The sequence below is a fragment of the Desulfosarcina ovata subsp. ovata genome (assembly GCF_009689005.1).
GTDB classification, from domain to species: Bacteria; Desulfobacterota; Desulfobacteria; order Desulfobacterales; family Desulfosarcinaceae; genus Desulfosarcina; species Desulfosarcina ovata.
In genome coordinates, this window is record NZ_AP021879.1 from 1,528,496 (window position 1) to 1,544,626 (window position 16,131).

Sequence of the window (16,131 nt, forward strand, 5' to 3'; positions counted from 1 at the left end):
TTGCAATACGACGCAGCTTCAAAAGATCCCTTAAAACAGTTGATCGGCGCAAGCCGGGTGATCAAGGACGTAAAAGAGATGGTCCAGCTAGTGGCACCCACCGATGCCAGGGTCATGATCACCGGCGAGACCGGCACCGGAAAAACGATGGTCGCCAATATCATCCACGACCTTCACCCTCAGCGTAAAAAACATCACTTTCGAAGAACCAACATCGGCGCCCTTGTGCCGACTCTTGCCCAAAGTCAGCTTTACGGTCATGTGGCGCATGCGTTCACCGGAGCAACCAAGAATAACGATGGCATTGTTCTGGAGTCTGACAACGGCACCCTATTTCTTGATGAGGTCGCGACAGCCCACCCGGCAGTCCAAATCATGCTGTTGAACCTGCTGGAAATACCGGTTGTCAATCCGGTGGGTGGCGGTGTCCAGGACAGGAAAGAGGTGAATATCCGCATTATCTCGGCTACCACCCAATCGCCCCATGAGCTTTTGAACCTTGAATCCTTTCGAACCGAGCTTTTTTTCCGCATCTCGGAATATATCATAGAACTCAAGCCCTTGCGGCGGAGAAAAGAAGATATCAAACTGCTGGCTAACCATTTCATCCGGGAAAACAATTCGGGGATCCGTTGCCCGGCCATGTTGACAGAGGATGGAAAAACATCGAGACGATTTTCGAAAATAAAAGATATCGCACCGGATGCACTTGAATTGCTCGAAAATTACAACTGGCCCGGAAACGTTCGTGAACTTGAACATGTGATCCGTACCGCCATGGTCGAATCACGCAAAGACCACGAAGCAACAACGCTGAAAAAAGAATGGATCCGGTTTTCCAACTACACCCTGGAGCCGGCGGACAGCGCTGCAAATGCAGCCGGAGGCGTCTTTCCTGACAGCCTGAAAAGCAAAGTCCTCTTTTCCTGGGATATCAACAGCGTCAACGCAGAGGGTCACAAAAAGATCGAGCTAAAGCAGCATGTCAACCGTTTCAGGAGCGAAATCTGCAATCATGTCCTGTCCGAAACACATAACAATCAGTCCCGGACGGCAAAAATATTGGGAATCGATACCGGCTCATTGGCAAAATACAGACAATTCGATGCCTCGCAAGAATATAGATACAACGCCAACGACGGCGACCGGATTTGCCGTGTCTATGTCGTGAAGTGAATCGGCAAAAGTGTTTTCGGTTCGCCCATCAGGGATGGCAGGACAATTTTTAATACTGCTATCCCTTGAGGTCATTGCAGCTCAACAGAAAAAATCAGCCCGCCATCGTTTTTTTCCTGCAACGCTTCCGATACAAGCCCGGAATTAAACCCCTTTCACTTCCATAAATTCTCATTTAGCTGCCATTACAAAGCGTTACCACCATGGCACGCATCGTGCGATACCATCGTTATCCGCGCGCTCGTTCTTGTTCGCAGCTACTATCTTCTCAGCAAATGAACCACCTGCTTTTAGCAGTCGCAAATGGATAAGGTCCATTGCCTGTCCATCCATCCAGAGCCGGCGCGGTGTGCTTTTACGATACGTCACCGATTGAGAAGTTCTGCCGGATCGGCAATGCCATCCGGAAATTTACCCTGCCGCCTATTACTATACAGAGAGGGAACCGGTACTCCTGGAGCGTAGACTCAAGAAACCGTCAGGCATCATGGAAAAATTTTTGAAACAGATCGAGCCCATCATCAAATCGAAGATCCGGAAATACCGGCCCTACATCAAAAATTACGAATGGGAAGACCTCATGCAGGAAGGCTACCTGGCGGCGCTAAAAGCGGCGAACCGCTGGAAGATCGATACTGACAAGGCCGGCCTGATCGCCTGGACCTGGATCCACATAGACTCGAAATTCAAAGAACTGTCCATGAAATCCAACGGCAGGGAGGTTTACTTTGAGGAACTCAATTTTGAAATAACCCAAGAGGATGTCCATCTGGTTTGGGGGCAATCCCAAAACTCGCCGGAACAGGATGAGGCCCGGGAAAAGATTGTAGAACTGCTGATAAAATCCATCCCGAAATTCGAATGCTTTCTGGAACGCGCCCTTGATGAAAACTTGACCGGCACCGCCGTGGCCAAAAAACTGGGGCTTACCAAGCAGCGCATATCTCAATTGAAAAATGAGGTCGTGAGGACCATTAAGGAAAAGACTGAAACCGATGTTCGGTGGAATCAATCAACTCATGGATAAAGGTTATAAAAAAAGCGATTTACCCAAACGTATGCTCAATTTTACTGAGTTGGCTGATTACATAGGTCTTAAACCACAGACGATCCGGAACAAATTTTACGCCGGCGAATTTCCCATTCCCGCAAAGCGTATCTTTTCCAAAGTTTTATGGGACAAGAAGGACGTCGATAACTATTTAGATAAATTGAATAAAATTGACTGTTGACGATCAAGTACAGGGAATTGTAATATCATATCCGAAAGGGGGTGATATTCAGTTTTCCTGCTCTTGCTCCTTAATTTAAAGGAGTAATTAAATGGGAGTTTTTCAAAGATATACCAAAAAGGATAAAAACGGCAACGACATTCAGGATAAGGATGGCAAGCCCAAAAAAGAAGGCCCGTGGTTTGTTCAATACCCATTTGCCAGAGATCCGAAGACAGGTAAAATCAAGTACCGGACCGAAAAGGCGTCTTTTAGCAAAAAGAAAGCCGAATCTATCTTTAGGGCCAAAGTGGATGCATTCCAGGAAAAGGAGAAGCTTGGCATTCAGGTAGATCCGGAAATTTCCTTTAATGACCTTATTGATTGGGGATTAAAGCAAGAGGTCATGAAGGTTAAAAAATCCGCAGCTGATGATTTGGCCAGGTCTAAACCATTGAGGGCTGTTTTGGGAGATTATAGGGCGGTTCAAATCACACCGCTTATGGTGGATAATTTTCGAATCCAAATGAAACGGACCATATCGGATTACACCAACAAGCCCTATTCCGGAACAACCATCAATAAAATGGTCTCCTTAGCCCGCCGAATTTATTATCTGGCTTTGGATTCCGGGATTGTCAATTCCAATCCGTTCGCCAGACGCGGCACATTCAAAGAGGAGCCCAAAGGGAAATATATACCGGATGATGAGTTCCAGGCTGTTTTGGTTTTCTTGCCGGAATACATGAAACCCGTTGTGGCTACCGCGTACTTGACAGGAATGCGGCGTGGTGAAGTCATCGAGTTGGAATGGAACAGGGTGGACCTTTTCAGGGGCTTTATCGATCTGACACCAGATGACACAAAAACCGAAGAGCCGAGACGCATCTACTTTAATTCGGTCAAAGAGTTGAAGAATGCATTCATTCAGGCGGAACGGAAACGCAAACCGGGTCAAAAGCATGTATTTGCAAAACCGGATGGTGAATCGGTCCCGAAATGGTACATGGATCGTTTGTTCAAAAAAGCCTGTACCAAGGCAAAAGTCGGTCCTTATCGCATCCATGATCTGCGGCACACGTTCAACACCAATATGATTAAGGCAGGCGTGGACCAGGTCGTTATCATGAAGCTCACCGGTCACAAGACCAATAAGATGTTTACCCGATACAGCCATATTGACAAGGAACAGGGCGAAAATGCAATGGCTAAACTCGATACCTTGCTCTCGACCGCAAAAGGCTAAGGGTAACTCGAAAACAAAACAGGCAGGCAATCGACCACGATTACCTGCCTGTCAGGAAAAACGATCTCGGGAAAGCGTCTACTTCCTATGTACTTCCTTGTACCTCCTAAAACAAAAGCGGGTTTCGCCTGATTGACGTAACCCGCTGAGAATAGGGAAGTAAAATATATTGTTAAGTGGCGTCCCCAAGGGGATTCGAACCCCTGTCGCCGGCGTGAAAGGCCGGTTTTGTACATTTACTTGGGTTTCCCCCCATTTTAATATATCTACCTAACCACCAGTTTTCATTGCCTTTCTAATCAGTTATATTGCACTTGACATAATCTGCCATACTTGTATATTTGTTCTGTGGGTGTGAAATAGGGTGTGAATTTTAAAAACGGGGTGATAAAAATGGCCAAACCTTTCAAAGTCGAAGGCAGGACGGGGATTTTCTATCGTATTGCTAAGAGAATCGGCGGTCCCGGCGAGGAAAAAGTCTATTATGTCCGTTTTAAAAGGGACGGGAAAATCATTGAAACCAAGGTTGGCAGGCAATATGCGGACAACATGACCCCCGCAAAAGCCGAACGGTTGCGCTCATTGATGATTGAAGGCCGAAAGCAGACAGGCCAAGAAAAAAGAGTGGCCCAGGTAGAGGCGAAAAAAGCGGCGGAAGGCAAATACACCATCGGTCGGCTATGGGCCGAATATCTGGCCACCAGAAAGCCGGGGAAGGCGCTCATTACCGATTGCAGCAGATACAAACAATACCTTGAAAAACCGTTCGGCAAGATGGAACCAGACCAGATATTACCCCTGGATGTGGAACGGTTGAAACGACACCTTTTAAAGTCGAAAAGCCCACAGACCGTCAAGCATGTTCTAAACCTGCTGACCTGGATTGTGAATTTTGGTGTTAAAAATGGCCTATCTGCCCCCCTACCCTTCCGTATTAAAAAGCCCACCGTTCACAATCAAAAAACCGAGGACTTAACACCATCACAAATTGAAAAGCTTTTGGATGTAATTGACCAGCACCCACATCCGCAGGCGGGCAACGTTATGAAACTGGCGCTCTATTCTGGAATGAGGCAATCTGAAATGTTCAAATTGCAGTGGCGGCACATCGACTTTGAACGCGGGTTTATCGAAATTGTAGACCCCAAGGGTGTCAAGCCTGAAAAAATCCCGCTGAACACAGCAGCGCGCGAACTGTTGGAGGGAATCCCGCGAACTAAGGGCAGTCCCTACGTTTTCCCTGGGCGCGGTGGACGTCAACTTACTAACCTGCGGCAGCCGATTAATGAAATCAAAAAAGCGGCGGGCCTGCCTGCCGACTTCAGACCGTTGCATGGCTTGCGGCATGTTTTCGCAACACAACTGGCATCAAGCGGGCAGGTTGATATGTACACTCTTCAACGGTTGCTGACCCATAAAACACCGATTATGACCCAACGATATGCCCATCTGCGCGATGAGGCATTGAAGCGTGCATCCGAACTGGCCGGCAACATTGTGACCAGCATCGCGTCGACAAAGGCCAAAAACGATGCCGTGAACGAATAATCAATTTTCCGGGGATAGGCAAGGCGTCATGAACCTTGCCGAACGGTCGGTCTCCCTGGGCCGGCCCTCCCCGGATCACCACCAGGGGCGCACAGGGGGCGCGATATGAAAAAAATAATTGAGTTTTTTAAACGGCAAAGTGGGGATCAATTACCCACAGACACTTTTTTAAAAACCTGGCAAGGTCACAAACGCACTTTCGTTCTTTCGGTGCTTAAAGGTGGCGAAACCCTTATTCGACTAAAAATTACTGATGCCGATGAGCAAAAACAATTTTACATGCAAGAAGGCGAGTTGAGAAAGTCGTATGAATACATAATGAGCGAAACCTCGCCGATAGAAAGCCCTGGATTTTCCCTGTTCGAATATCGAAATTTTACAGCCGCAATCTACTTTTTCGAGAAAGTTCTGCCGGAATTGGAAAGCATCCCAACCAAAGTGGCCATCGCCATTGAGGATGAGCTGTTCAGAATCATCCCTCTTGTTTTGGAGGATGTGGCCACACATAACACGAAATTTGACATAGATAATGCTAAGATTTTGGGCAGAAAGAAAAGGCGATTTGCGCAGAATCGAGGGCTGCGGAGAAAAAGCGATCAGCGAACTCAAGCTGTCCTCAATGTAAAAAAAAAACATCCAGAGTGGAAACCCAAATACATTGCCGAACACTTAATTGGGGAATGGATAGAAGCTGGCAAAAATGGTCCCAAACCGTACGCAAAGAGCAAAATTTACGATATTTTCAAAGAACACGGCCTTTCCTGACTTCCAAAACTTAACTCCTGGAAATTATTTTTTTCCAAAACTTAACTTTTGGAAAAAAATCAAATAATTCCGTTTACTTAAAAAATTATTCTGCGATAAAAAGAGGCCATCGATTCAATACGAGTCGATGGCCTCTTTTATTTTTATCGAAAGGATTTTTTCATGTTTGAACGTCTCCAACAGCGGCAAACGTATTTACTCGAAAAAGAACTGGCCGAAATTCTCAACGTGCATGTGCAGACCCTCAGGAACTGGCGGTTTCAGGGACGCGGGCCGGCCTACGCAAAATTCGGATCATCCGTCCGATATGATCCGCAAGCGGTGTTGGCATACCTTCAGGCGTCTACCGTATCGGTTCGGGCGGAGCGATAACATGACCACCGAAACGGAAAGCGATTTCCGAAACGCCATAGCGGAGCATGGTCCCGCCCCTGCCGAAATCGTAGCAGATGGAAATGTGCACAGGTATGACATTGATGAGCCGGGCGACAAGGCTGGATGGTATCTTCTTCATGGCGACGGTGTGCCGGCGGGCGTTTTCGGGAACTGGAAAACCGGAGTGTCCACAACATGGTGCGCAAAACAGAGCCACGAGATGACCGAAGCCGAACAGGCCGAGAACCGGTGGCGGATCGAGGATGCCCGGCTGCAACGAGAAGAAGAAAAAGCCAAATCACAGGCCAGGGCCAGGACAAAGGCTGTTGATATGTTGGCGATGGCTGGACCAGCACCGGCAGATCATCCTTACCTTGTCATGAAGGGTGTTGCCCCCGCCGGTCTGAAAGTTCTCAACGGAAATATACTTGTGCCGGTCGTGGATGATACTGGAGCGGTATGCAGTCTTCAAACGATGTCGCCAGATGGGCAGAAGCTTTTTCTCACTGGCGGGCGGATAAAGGGTTGCAGCTATACCATACCAGGCAACGGCGATCTTTATATAGGTGAAGGTTTCGCCACGATGGCAAGTATTCACGCGGCGACCGGGGGGACCTGTATTTGTGCTTTCAACGCCGGAAATCTTGAGTCGGTAGTAAAAACGGTTCGTGAGAAAAACCCCACGGCGCCGATCACTATCTGCGGCGATGATGACCGATGGACTAATGGCAATCCGGGCCGGACAAAGGCCACGGCTGCCGCTGAAAAGTATCGTTGCCGGGTCGTATTTCCAGAGTTTAACAGCCTGGACGCGAAACCCACCGATTTCAATGATCTGGCGATGGAAAAGGGCTTGCAGAAAGTAAAACGGCAGATTGAAGCGGCCGGCCCTGCCGAAAATGTTTGGCCAGATCCGATGCCCCTGCCTGACGGCCTACCACCTGTAGCGAGCTTTGCTTTCGAACTACTACCAGAGACTTTGCGACCCTGGGCATCTGACATCGTCGAGCGGATGCAGTGCCCCCCGGACTTCGTAGCGGCGGCAATCATGGCGGCGTTGGCCTGTATCATCGGGCGAAAGATTGGTATCCGTCCACAACTGGCTACGGACTGGACTGTGGTAGTAAATCAATGGGCAATGCTGATCGGCCGGCCAGGGGTTCTCAAAAGTCCTGCCATGGAGGCGGCATTGGCTCCGGTCAAGCGGTTGGCGGCAATGGCCCTGGAACGATACCAAAATGAAGCTGTAGAGTACGAGCGGACAAAGATTGCAGAAAAGCTTCGGGCTGAGGCCGCAGAAAAAGCCGCCCGTGCTGCTCTGAAAAAAAACCCAGATGCCGACCTATCTCACATCCTTGGTTTTGAGAAATCCGAGGCGCCGACAATGGCCCGGTACATGGCGAACGATACGACGGCCGCAGCCCTTGGAGAGCTGCATCGGCAAAATCCGAACGGATTGCTCGTTTTTCGGGATGAGTTGGTTTCCCTTCTCAAAATGTTGGACCGTGAGGAAAACGCCGAGGCGCGGGGCTTCTACCTAACCGGCTGGAACGGGGACTCCGCCTATACCTTCGACCGGATCACCAGGGGCATGAACCTACATATACCGGCTGTGTGCATCTCTCTTCTCGGTAGTACACAACCTGCCCGTATTGCTCAATACGTCAAAGCCGTTGTCAACGGTATCGGCGATGATGGTCTACTACAACGCTTCGGGATGACGGTTTGGCCTGATACTGGTGGTAAATGGAAAGATGTTGACCGATGGCCGGACAGCGAGGCAAAGAACGCGGCGTTCAAGGTTTTTGACCGGCTATCCAGGATGGACCCATTCACCATTGGAGCCCATCAGGATAATGGTCCGGACGGCGCACCAGACGGCATTCCTTTCCTACGGTTTGACGAGGCTGGTCTCTCCCTCTTCCGGGATTGGCGCCATGATCTGGAAACACGGTTGCGATCCGGGGACATGCATCCAGCCCTTGAGTCCCACCTATCAAAATATCGAAAACTCGTACCTGGCATAGCTCTCATTTGCCATTTGGCAGATGGTCACAACGGCCCCGTTGGGCGTCCTAAGGTGCTACAGGCATTGGCCTGGGCTGAGTATTTGGAAACCCACGCACGGCGCCTTTATGCGAGCGTTGAAGCGCCTGGAACCGTAACGGCAAGGGCGATCATTGCCAAAATACGAAAAGGAGCACTTCCGACCCTTTTGACAGTGCGTGAAGTATACCGTCGCAAGTGGTCAGGGTTGACAGATCTGGAAACAATCAAGTCCGGGCTCAAAGTGTTGGTCGACCATGACTGGATGCTTGAAACTCAAAAAAACACCGGCGGGCGTCCGACAATCGAATATCAGCTAAACCCCAGAACGGAGGGTTTAAAATGAGCTACCTCGAACAATTAAAAAACCAGGCAAACATGCACCGCTACGTACTGCCAAAAGGGCCAAAAGGGGGTTTTGATCCTTTTGGCAGTGTGCCGGATAGGCACTTTTTAGAAAAAAAAGACGTTTCGTCGGAATCTGATTGTGAGCTACCCAATCCGGATTTGCCGGCGACTTGTCCATTTAATCATGGCGGATATGCACCGGCCGGATGCCGGTTTTCCCATGACCTGTTGATGGAGCTAATCCGCGATGGAGGGTTTAAAATGAGCTACCTCGAACAATTAAAAAACCAGGCAAACATGCACCGCTACGTACTGCCAAAAGGGCCAAAAGGGGGTTTTGATCCTTTTGGCAGTGTGCCGGATAGGCACTTTTTAGAAAAAAAAGACGTTTCGTCGGAATCTGATTGTGAGCTACCCAATCCGGATTTGCCGGCGACTTGTCCATTTAATCATGGCGGATATGCACCGGCCGGATGCCGGTTTTCCCATGACCTGTTGATGGAGCTAATCCGCGATGGAGGGTTTAAAATGAGCTACCTCGAACAATTAAAAAACCAGGCAAACATGCACCGCTACGTACTGCCAAAAGGGCCAAAAGGGGGTTTTGATCCTTTTGGCAGTGTGCCGGATAGGCACTTTTTAGAAAAAAAAGACGTTTCGTCGGAATCTGATTGTGACCTGCCGAACCCGACAATGCCCCCCACATGCCCTTTTAATACTGGCGGATATTCACCGGCCGGATGCCGGTTCAGTCATGACTTGCTGATGAACTTAATCTGCACTGGCGTGATGCCTGATCCGGAATGCGGCTGCCCGTTCCGGGATATTTGTGGCGAGCGGCTACCTATTAATAGAGGGGGACACCGATGACAGTTTCAGCACTCAATTTCAAACCATATGACCGTGGCGCCATGCGAGGCTTTTTCGACCTGCGTTATTACGGGCTCACGGTCAGAGGTTGTCGCCTGATGTCCGGCAACAATGGTCTTTGGATCGCCCTGCCGCAAAAGGAAGCCATGCAGGACGGTGAACGCAAATATTTTGATCAGATGTATCTGACGGCACCGGAGATGGAGCACGTTCGCCGGATGGTGCTGGCCGACCTTCAAGCACAGGGCCACCTTGACCATGGTCACCGCGATGGCGGCGGTCAGGGTGGAAATCACCAACACCACAACCGACCGGCTAAACAAGGTGGTGGTCACCGAACGCCCGAGGGTGAGGACGTGAGTCAGTATTACACCCAGCCCGGCGATGATGGCATACCATTCTAAGGAGCGCGCAACAATGGCCAAGACCTGGAAAGAGCGAGAACGAGCAGTAGCACGGTTTTTTGGTGCCAGGGGTAGAACGCCATTGTCCGGCGGTAACAGCGGCCACACGCGGTCTGATACGCTTCACGATGAGCTGTTCGTTGAGCATAAACATTCGGTCCGTCACGCCATCATCAATTTGTGGGACAAAGTCAAACCGCTGGCACGTAAAGAGAACAAGCTGCCCGTGGTGACGTTGAGCGTCAAGGGCCGGCCAGGATTCTGGGTGCTGGTGCATTCGTCTGACCTTGTGTCCGTGGCGAACCAACGGAGTTTGGCGCGGAGCGACGGCGGTGACGGCTGACCGGCGGCAGGCCACTCGACCGAAGAAATGATCGCGGGTCCTTCCTGGGATCTGCCTTATGCGGCGACGATCAGCGCGATAGTCGGCAACTTTTTGACCCCCCATTTTCCGGTGCGCACGCACCCCAGGCAATCGAAAAGATGGCACCATGCACAAATTTGACGCAAACAAGTCGCAAAGATCTGAAATAGCATCAATTTTCGGCGTGCACCCATCAACGGTTTCGAGGTGGAATCGAGAATGAAATTGATTACCGCACAAAAGGCAGCTGCAATTTTGGATACCTCGACCAGACACGTTTATCGCCTTCTCGAGGACGGATCAATCGTCGGACTCAAAACCCGTGGCGCCGTCAGGATCGTCGAGGATTCGCTCAACAATTACATTCAGGACCAAATCACAATCTTCCAGGTCGATAACGGAATTTTTCGTGACTCGGGCGACTCGGGCGACTGACGCGCTCGGCGATTTGCCGACACCATGGTACACATGGGGCATCGCCACCGTCGGCCGGCGGGGCCAACCTCCCACGAAGGATAACAACATGACCGAAGTTATCGACATGCCAAGAAAAAGCAGGACTTTTGAGCTGGTCGGGTATGGCAAAACAATCGATTTGGACCGTGATATTTGCGCACAGCTGAAGGACACGCCCTTCTACGAAGAGGCCTGCCAGATTCGCGACGATGCCCGCCAAGCTCGGATTGCTGAAATTGAGGAGCCGTCCGTACAGGCGGCCCGCGACCGCATCATCGGCCTGGCAAAGGTGCATTTTGGTGAGGCCGAAGGTCAACGCCTTCAGGCCATCATTGAATCTGGCATGACGGCTTCGCAGTACGAAGCCCTGGCGCCGCAACTCACCCCTGGAAGGGAATCTGCCGAATTGCGAAAGCTGCACGCGGTCCGGGCCGAGCTCGAATCGGCATTGAATCAGCCTGCCGGGGATGCCGACTTTATGGCCGCTGTGGAACGGATCATGGAGTCTGAGAAGGTCACCAAATCGGAGGCCATGAGCCGGGTGGCTGCCCAGCAACCAGAACTGCACCGCCGATTCATTCAAAGCAAAAACCCGAATTTGGAGATTCCCAAATGAGTAAAGAAAAAAAATTTGAGAAAAACGAAACACCCGAGAAAGCTGAGCCGACATTTCAGCAGTTGGTCAGGCAAGAGCGCGAACGCACCGGATGCAGCCTTACGGCCGCCATGCAAGCCGTGTCCGGAAAGCATCCAGAAGCCCACGCGGCTTTCCTGCAGTCCGGCAGTACCCTGGACGCCAGCCCGGAAGATGCCGGCGAAAAGGATTTTATGACAATGGTGGAACAGTGTCAGACGATGCGTAAATGTTCCCGCACCGAAGCGATGCAGCGGATTGCCAGGAGCCATCCAAATGCTCATCGCCAGTTCATCGAACAAGCAAACCGGCGAGAGGAGTAAACCATGGGCTACGGTTTTCTTGAGTGGAAAAACCCACCGCATTATACAGCCTTATCTGGTTATGAATGGATCGACGATTATCTCAATGCTGGCGAGATTCAAAAAGAGATTCTCTTCATGCGCGAGAAGAAGTCCGAGGTCCGAAAAGTCCAGGCATCGAAGCGGGATATGGTTGCACGTTTTAAGTCTTCATGGGAGGCTTACGAGCAGAAACGTATCGCCTACCTTGCAAAAATTCTGCGCGAGACGAATTCTGGGTCGCGCGATCCGTTCTCCCGATTACTTCACGTTACCAGCCGGAATCCGCAATGGGAGCGGGTTTGTACGAACGTGGCGTGGAGCGACGTCAAAGCCGCCATCGATCTTATCTTTGCCGAGCGGACCGGCGAGACGCTCACCGACGCCGAACGTGAGAAGAGAATCACCGAGCTTGACCAGCTCATCGATGAGCTTAAAGGGCAGTTAAAGGAATCGTCTCCCGCCGGTTATTTCAAGATTGTCCGTGGAGAAATTGCCGAAGACTACCGGCAGACGTTCATCACTCATTGGCGGCACGTCCAGGGACAGTGCAACGCGCCTTGCGGTCCGCATGGTGTTGCGATTTCAAAATCCCCACCGGAAGAACAAGACGCCTATTCCCGATTGGGCATTTCCAGCGCAATTTCGAAAAACATCGGTGCCAAAAGCCCGCTGCCTGAGTCCCAGTTCGAAGAAATACCCCGGACATGGGGCATGTGAATTGGTTGTGCACTGACCGGCCTTAGCCACCGGTCCGGCCCGCGTTGATGCCGCATAATCAACGAAGTGACTAAATTTCACTCCTTTCAAGTGTCGCTCGCCCGCCAGGGCCAGACCTGGCAAAAGCCCCCCGGAACCACGGCCGGGGGGCTTACCTATTTCTGCCCATGCGAAATTACCTTTGCCGACATTATCATCGATGTCTGACCGCGGCCGCCATGGACAACCTGGCCAAAACCAGCACCGGCATCAGCGCCGACACACTGGACCTGCGGGTTTTCGTTTCCGGTGACAAAACCTTTTGGCAGTGGTGGGTGGTGGGTGTGAAAAATGTGTGAAATATCCCCAGGGGTGTGAAATAGGGTGTGAATCGGTTTTTCCAACCATGGAAACAAAAAAGCCACTTAGATAAACAGCGTTGTCTAAGTGGCCGAAAACAGGGAAATAAAATGTATGTAAAAAGTGGCGTCCCCAAGGGGATTCGAACCCCTGTCGCCGGCGTGAAAGGCCGGTGTCCTGGGCCAGGCTAGACGATGGGGACGCAAACTTTATCTCTCTGGTGGGCCGTGTTGGGCTCGAACCAACGACTCTCTGCTTAAAAGGCAGATACTCTACCGACTGAGTTAACGGCCCGAAAGAGAAAAACCGTTTCTACACGTCAAACCTTTTTTTGTCAACACTAAAAACAATTGCGGTCCGGTTTTTTTAATTTCGTGCAAATGCCCCTATTTACGCCAGAATTCGGGAACCACCAGAATGATCAAGGTGTAGATTTCAAGGCGCCCCAGCAGCATGCACCAGGCAAGCAGCCATTTTCCCAGGCACGGAATCGCGGCAAAATTTTCCACCGGCCCCACCATGCCGAAACCCGGCCCGATGTTGCCAATGGTGGCAGCAACCGCACCCAGGGCGGTCACGAAATCGACCCCGATGCCGGCCAAAAGCACCGTGCTTAGGGCAAACAGGGCCATGTAAAGCGCCAGAAACCCTAGGACACTGCGGATCACATCCTCGGGAACGCCTTTGCCGCCGATCTTGATATGCGTCACCGCCCGGGGATGGATCATGGAAAAAAGCTCCTTGTAGCAATACTTGAAGCCAAGCATGATGCGCAGGCACTTCATGCCGCCACCGGTGGACCCCGCCGACGCCCCCACGAACATGCACAAGAAAATAATCACTTGGGACATGGCCGGCCACAGTTCGTAGTCGGCCGTGGCATATCCGGTGGTGGTAACGATGGAGACCACCTGGAACGCGGCGTAACGCAGGGCCTGCCCGACATTGTCATAGACCGTATGGTAGATATTGGCGGCCACCACCAGGGTCAGGACCAGGCACATGGCCAAGTAGAAGCGGCATTCCGAATCTTTCCAGAAGGCCAGTGGACGCCCCTTAAGCAGCTGATAGTGCAACGAGAAGTTGATCCCGGCCAGTAGCATGAACAGGGTGATCACCCCGTCGATATATACGCTGTCGAAATGGGCCACGGAGGCGTTCTTGGTGGAAAATCCGCCGGTGGGCATGGTGGTAAAGGCGTGGTTCAGGGCATCGAACAGGGTCATTCCGCCGACCATCAGGAGCACCACCTCGGCCACGCTGAACAGGGCATACACCTTCCAGAGGATCATGGCTGTATCGCGGATGCGCGGCTTGAGTTTGTCCGGCACCGGACTGGGCACCTCGGCCTTGTAAAGCTGCATGCCGCCGACCCCCAGGAAGGGCAGGATGGCGATGGAAAGCACGATAATCCCCATGCCCCCCAGCCATTGGATAAAACTGCGCCAGAGCAGCAAGCCCGGGCTCTGGCCTTCGATGTCGGTCAGGATCGATGATCCGGTAGTGGTAAACCCGGAAACCGATTCAAAAAACGCATCCGTAAACGTGAAGGCCGAATCGGAAAAATAAAAGGGCAACGCACCGAACAGACCGATGGCCGTCCAGCCCACGGCCACGATGGCCATGCCTTCACGCTGACTCATGAACTCGGTCTTTTCATGCCTGAAAAGGGCCACCACGGCGCCGCCCACCAGCAGGGTAACCCCCATGGCCTTGAGCAGCGGCATCAGACTGCCGTCCATGGCAAACAGGGAAAAAACCAGGGGGACCAGCATGGTGGCACCGAAGAAGAGATTCAGCACGCCGACAGTTTTGATGATGTACCGCCAGCGCATTTAGAAATACTCCAGTTTGACGGCCAAAATCTTCTCCACGCCGGGAACGGACTGCCGGGTGGCGAAAATAATGATGCGGTCCTCCGGTTCGATGATACTGTCACCGGTGGGGATGATGATGGTATCTTTGCGGATGATCCCGGCCACCATGGACCCCTTGGGAAAGGCGATCCGCTTGAGCGGCTTGGCAACGATATCGGAGGTAGGCAGTGCCAGGGCTTCCATTACCTCGCCCTCTTCCCCCTTGATGGAGATGGCCGAAAGCACCTTGCCGCGCCGGATGTGCTGTAAAATGGTATTGATGGCCGACAGGCGCGGGCTGACCACCTGTTCGATACCGATGGTCGACATGAGCGGGAAGTAGCTGAACTTGTTGATCTGGGTAATGGTCTTTTTGGCCCCCAGCCGTTTGGCCAGCAGCGATGCCAGAATGTTGGTCTCTTCGTCACCGGTCAGGGTGACCACCAGATCGGCATCATGGATGTTCTCTTCCAACAGCAGGCTCTGATCCGATCCGTCACCGTGCAACACCACGGCCCGGTCAAGCTGCTCGGCCAGGTAGTCGCAACGCGGGGCGCGGCGTTCGATGACCTTGACCGACAGGGAATCCTCTTCCAGCCGTCGGGCCAGGCGATATCCGATACGACCGCCACCGACGATCAATACACGCTTGACCGGGGTCACATGCTTGTCGAAAATGGAAAGATGCCGGGACAGCTTTTTCTCTTCGCTGATGAAATAGACCAGGTCGCCGCCGCGCAGATGGTTGTCGCCCTTGGGAATAATCAACCGGTCGTCGCGCACGATAGCGGCAATCAGGGGCCGGTCTTCCTGAATGACACTGGGCAGGTCGGCAAGCTGGACATCGGCCAGTCGTGATCCGGGATCCAGGTAGACGCCCACGAACTTGATCCGGCCATCGGCGAATTCGCCCACATCTACGGCGCCGGGGACGCTCATCAGCCGCTGAATCGTTCGAACCACCTCGGTTTCGGGGTTGATTACGGTATCGATATGGGGTGCATTGGTTTTGAAGGCATCGTGGTAGCGGTCAAAATCGGCCCCCCTCAAGCGGGCCAGCTTCTTGGTGGTCGGCGAAAGCGTATCGGCCACGAGACAGGCCACCAAGTTGACCTCGTCGGAATCGGTCACCGCCAGCATGATTTCCGTCTCATGGATACCGGCCTCTTCAAGGACGGCGGGGCTGCTGCCCGAACCGATAATCGTCTGGACGTCAATGCTTTCGGAAAGCCGTTTGACGGCCTCCGAATTGGCATCGATCACCACCACATCCTTGTTTTCCATCGCCAGCCGGCTGGCAATATGAAACCCCACTTCACCGGCGCCAACAATAACAATTTTCAAGATGCCACTCCTTTAAACCGGGGCCAAGCATTCATCGTGACGCACCCATTCCGATTTTTTGCTGGTATGCCTTACACTACCACCGAAA

General features: G+C 51.9%; 17 protein-coding genes and 3 tRNA genes. 15 read left to right on the plus strand and 5 right to left on the minus strand.

Annotated features, from left to right (window positions below):
• The 3 genes from GN112_RS06780 (at position 1) to GN112_RS06790 (ending at position 3,633) form a co-directional block, all read left to right on the plus strand.
• Positions 1-1,176, plus strand: a complete 1,176-nt coding sequence (locus GN112_RS06780) for a sigma 54-interacting transcriptional regulator (protein ID WP_155308930.1) — start codon at positions 1-3, stop codon at positions 1,174-1,176.
• A 499-nt stretch (positions 1,177-1,675) separates the two neighbouring features.
• Positions 1,676-2,203, plus strand: coding sequence for a sigma-70 family RNA polymerase sigma factor (locus tag GN112_RS06785; RefSeq protein ID WP_162458815.1), 528 nt, complete (start codon positions 1,676-1,678; stop codon positions 2,201-2,203).
• 296 nt (positions 2,204-2,499) lie between these two features.
• Positions 2,500-3,633: a tyrosine-type recombinase/integrase gene (locus tag GN112_RS06790; protein ID WP_155309510.1), complete on the plus strand. Its 1,134-nt coding sequence runs from the start codon at positions 2,500-2,502 to the stop codon at positions 3,631-3,633.
• Between the two features lie 177 nt (positions 3,634-3,810).
• On the opposite strand, the gene GN112_RS06795 is transcribed toward GN112_RS06790, so the two are convergent.
• Positions 3,811-3,873 (minus strand) — tRNA-OTHER (locus tag GN112_RS06795).
• Positions 3,874-4,026: 153 nt separating this feature from the next.
• Here GN112_RS06795 and GN112_RS06800 point away from each other — a divergent pair.
• From GN112_RS06800 to GN112_RS06855, 12 genes are all read left to right on the plus strand, one after another.
• Positions 4,027-5,181: a tyrosine-type recombinase/integrase gene (locus GN112_RS06800; RefSeq protein WP_155309511.1), complete on the plus strand. Its 1,155-nt coding sequence runs from the start codon at positions 4,027-4,029 to the stop codon at positions 5,179-5,181.
• Between the two features lie 105 nt (positions 5,182-5,286).
• The gene (locus GN112_RS06805; RefSeq protein ID WP_155309512.1) at positions 5,287-5,946 is read left to right on the plus strand and encodes a hypothetical protein; all 660 of its coding nucleotides are present in this window, start codon (positions 5,287-5,289) and stop codon (positions 5,944-5,946) included.
• Positions 5,947-6,108: 162 nt separating this feature from the next.
• Complete coding sequence (locus GN112_RS06810) at positions 6,109-6,318, plus strand: helix-turn-helix domain-containing protein (protein ID WP_155309513.1); 210 nt, start codon at positions 6,109-6,111, stop codon at positions 6,316-6,318.
• Between the two features lies 1 nt (position 6,319).
• Positions 6,320-8,713 carry a DUF3987 domain-containing protein gene (locus tag GN112_RS06815; protein WP_162458816.1) on the plus strand — a complete coding sequence of 798 codons (2,394 nt, stop codon included), beginning with the start codon at positions 6,320-6,322 and terminating at the stop codon, positions 8,711-8,713.
• A complete protein-coding gene (locus GN112_RS06820) occupies positions 8,710-9,585 on the plus strand; it encodes a hypothetical protein (RefSeq protein WP_155309515.1) in 876 nt (291 codons plus the stop codon). The genes GN112_RS06815 and GN112_RS06820 overlap by 4 nt, the downstream gene beginning before the upstream one ends.
• Complete coding sequence (locus GN112_RS06825; protein WP_155309516.1) at positions 9,582-9,989, plus strand: hypothetical protein; 408 nt, start codon at positions 9,582-9,584, stop codon at positions 9,987-9,989. Before GN112_RS06820 ends, GN112_RS06825 begins: the two co-directional genes overlap by 4 nt.
• Before the next feature lie 13 nt (positions 9,990-10,002).
• Positions 10,003-10,332 (plus strand): hypothetical protein, encoded by a 330-nt coding sequence (locus GN112_RS06830; protein WP_155309517.1) that lies wholly within the window; start codon positions 10,003-10,005, stop codon positions 10,330-10,332.
• 240 nt (positions 10,333-10,572) lie between these two features.
• Entirely contained in the window at positions 10,573-10,788 is a 216-nt protein-coding gene (locus GN112_RS06835) for a helix-turn-helix domain-containing protein (protein ID WP_155309518.1), read from the plus strand.
• Between the two features lie 88 nt (positions 10,789-10,876).
• Positions 10,877-11,425: a hypothetical protein gene (locus GN112_RS06840; RefSeq protein ID WP_155309519.1), complete on the plus strand. Its 549-nt coding sequence runs from the start codon at positions 10,877-10,879 to the stop codon at positions 11,423-11,425.
• Positions 11,422-11,766: a hypothetical protein gene (locus tag GN112_RS06845; RefSeq protein WP_155309520.1), complete on the plus strand. Its 345-nt coding sequence runs from the start codon at positions 11,422-11,424 to the stop codon at positions 11,764-11,766. The genes GN112_RS06840 and GN112_RS06845 overlap by 4 nt, the downstream gene beginning before the upstream one ends.
• A gap of 3 nt (positions 11,767-11,769) precedes the next feature.
• Positions 11,770-12,504 (plus strand): hypothetical protein, encoded by a 735-nt coding sequence (locus GN112_RS06850; protein ID WP_155309521.1) that lies wholly within the window; start codon positions 11,770-11,772, stop codon positions 12,502-12,504.
• A 167-nt stretch (positions 12,505-12,671) separates the two neighbouring features.
• Positions 12,672-12,842 carry a hypothetical protein gene (locus GN112_RS06855; protein WP_155309522.1) on the plus strand — a complete coding sequence of 57 codons (171 nt, stop codon included), beginning with the start codon at positions 12,672-12,674 and terminating at the stop codon, positions 12,840-12,842.
• A 125-nt stretch (positions 12,843-12,967) separates the two neighbouring features.
• Here GN112_RS06855 and GN112_RS06860 read toward each other — a convergent pair.
• The 4 genes from GN112_RS06860 to trkA all read right to left on the minus strand — a co-directional run bounded on the left by GN112_RS06860 (position 12,968) and on the right by trkA (position 16,043).
• Positions 12,968-13,045, minus strand: a tRNA-Glu gene (locus GN112_RS06860).
• A gap of 16 nt (positions 13,046-13,061) precedes the next feature.
• Positions 13,062-13,137: transfer RNA gene (locus tag GN112_RS06865), tRNA-Lys, on the minus strand.
• A 92-nt stretch (positions 13,138-13,229) separates the two neighbouring features.
• Entirely contained in the window at positions 13,230-14,678 is a 1,449-nt protein-coding gene (locus GN112_RS06870; RefSeq protein WP_155309523.1) for a TrkH family potassium uptake protein, read from the minus strand.
• Positions 14,679-16,043: a Trk system potassium transporter TrkA gene (gene trkA, locus GN112_RS06875; RefSeq protein WP_155309524.1), complete on the minus strand. Its 1,365-nt coding sequence runs from the start codon at positions 16,041-16,043 to the stop codon at positions 14,679-14,681.
• Positions 16,044-16,131: the final 88 nt, after the last annotated feature.

Coding starts and splice junctions, on each gene's coding strand:
- GN112_RS06810 (WP_155309513.1), top strand. CDS start 6,109: ATGTTTGAACGTCTCCAACAGCGGCAAACGTATTTACTCGAAAAAGAA.
- GN112_RS06820 (WP_155309515.1), top strand. CDS start 8,710: ATGAGCTACCTCGAACAATTAAAAAACCAGGCAAACATGCACCGCTAC.
- GN112_RS06805 (WP_155309512.1), top strand. CDS start 5,287: ATGAAAAAAATAATTGAGTTTTTTAAACGGCAAAGTGGGGATCAATTA.
- GN112_RS06840 (WP_155309519.1), top strand. CDS start 10,877: ATGACCGAAGTTATCGACATGCCAAGAAAAAGCAGGACTTTTGAGCTG.
- GN112_RS06825 (WP_155309516.1), top strand. CDS start 9,582: ATGACAGTTTCAGCACTCAATTTCAAACCATATGACCGTGGCGCCATG.
- GN112_RS06815 (WP_162458816.1), top strand. CDS start 6,320: ATGACCACCGAAACGGAAAGCGATTTCCGAAACGCCATAGCGGAGCAT.
- GN112_RS06845 (WP_155309520.1), top strand. CDS start 11,422: ATGAGTAAAGAAAAAAAATTTGAGAAAAACGAAACACCCGAGAAAGCT.
- GN112_RS06835 (WP_155309518.1), top strand. CDS start 10,573: ATGAAATTGATTACCGCACAAAAGGCAGCTGCAATTTTGGATACCTCG.
- GN112_RS06870 (WP_155309523.1), bottom strand. CDS start 14,678: ATGCGCTGGCGGTACATCATCAAAACTGTCGGCGTGCTGAATCTCTTC.
- GN112_RS06850 (WP_155309521.1), top strand. CDS start 11,770: ATGGGCTACGGTTTTCTTGAGTGGAAAAACCCACCGCATTATACAGCC.
- GN112_RS06855 (WP_155309522.1), top strand. CDS start 12,672: ATGCGAAATTACCTTTGCCGACATTATCATCGATGTCTGACCGCGGCC.
- GN112_RS06830 (WP_155309517.1), top strand. CDS start 10,003: ATGGCCAAGACCTGGAAAGAGCGAGAACGAGCAGTAGCACGGTTTTTT.
- GN112_RS06800 (WP_155309511.1), top strand. CDS start 4,027: ATGGCCAAACCTTTCAAAGTCGAAGGCAGGACGGGGATTTTCTATCGT.
- GN112_RS06790 (WP_155309510.1), top strand. CDS start 2,500: ATGGGAGTTTTTCAAAGATATACCAAAAAGGATAAAAACGGCAACGAC.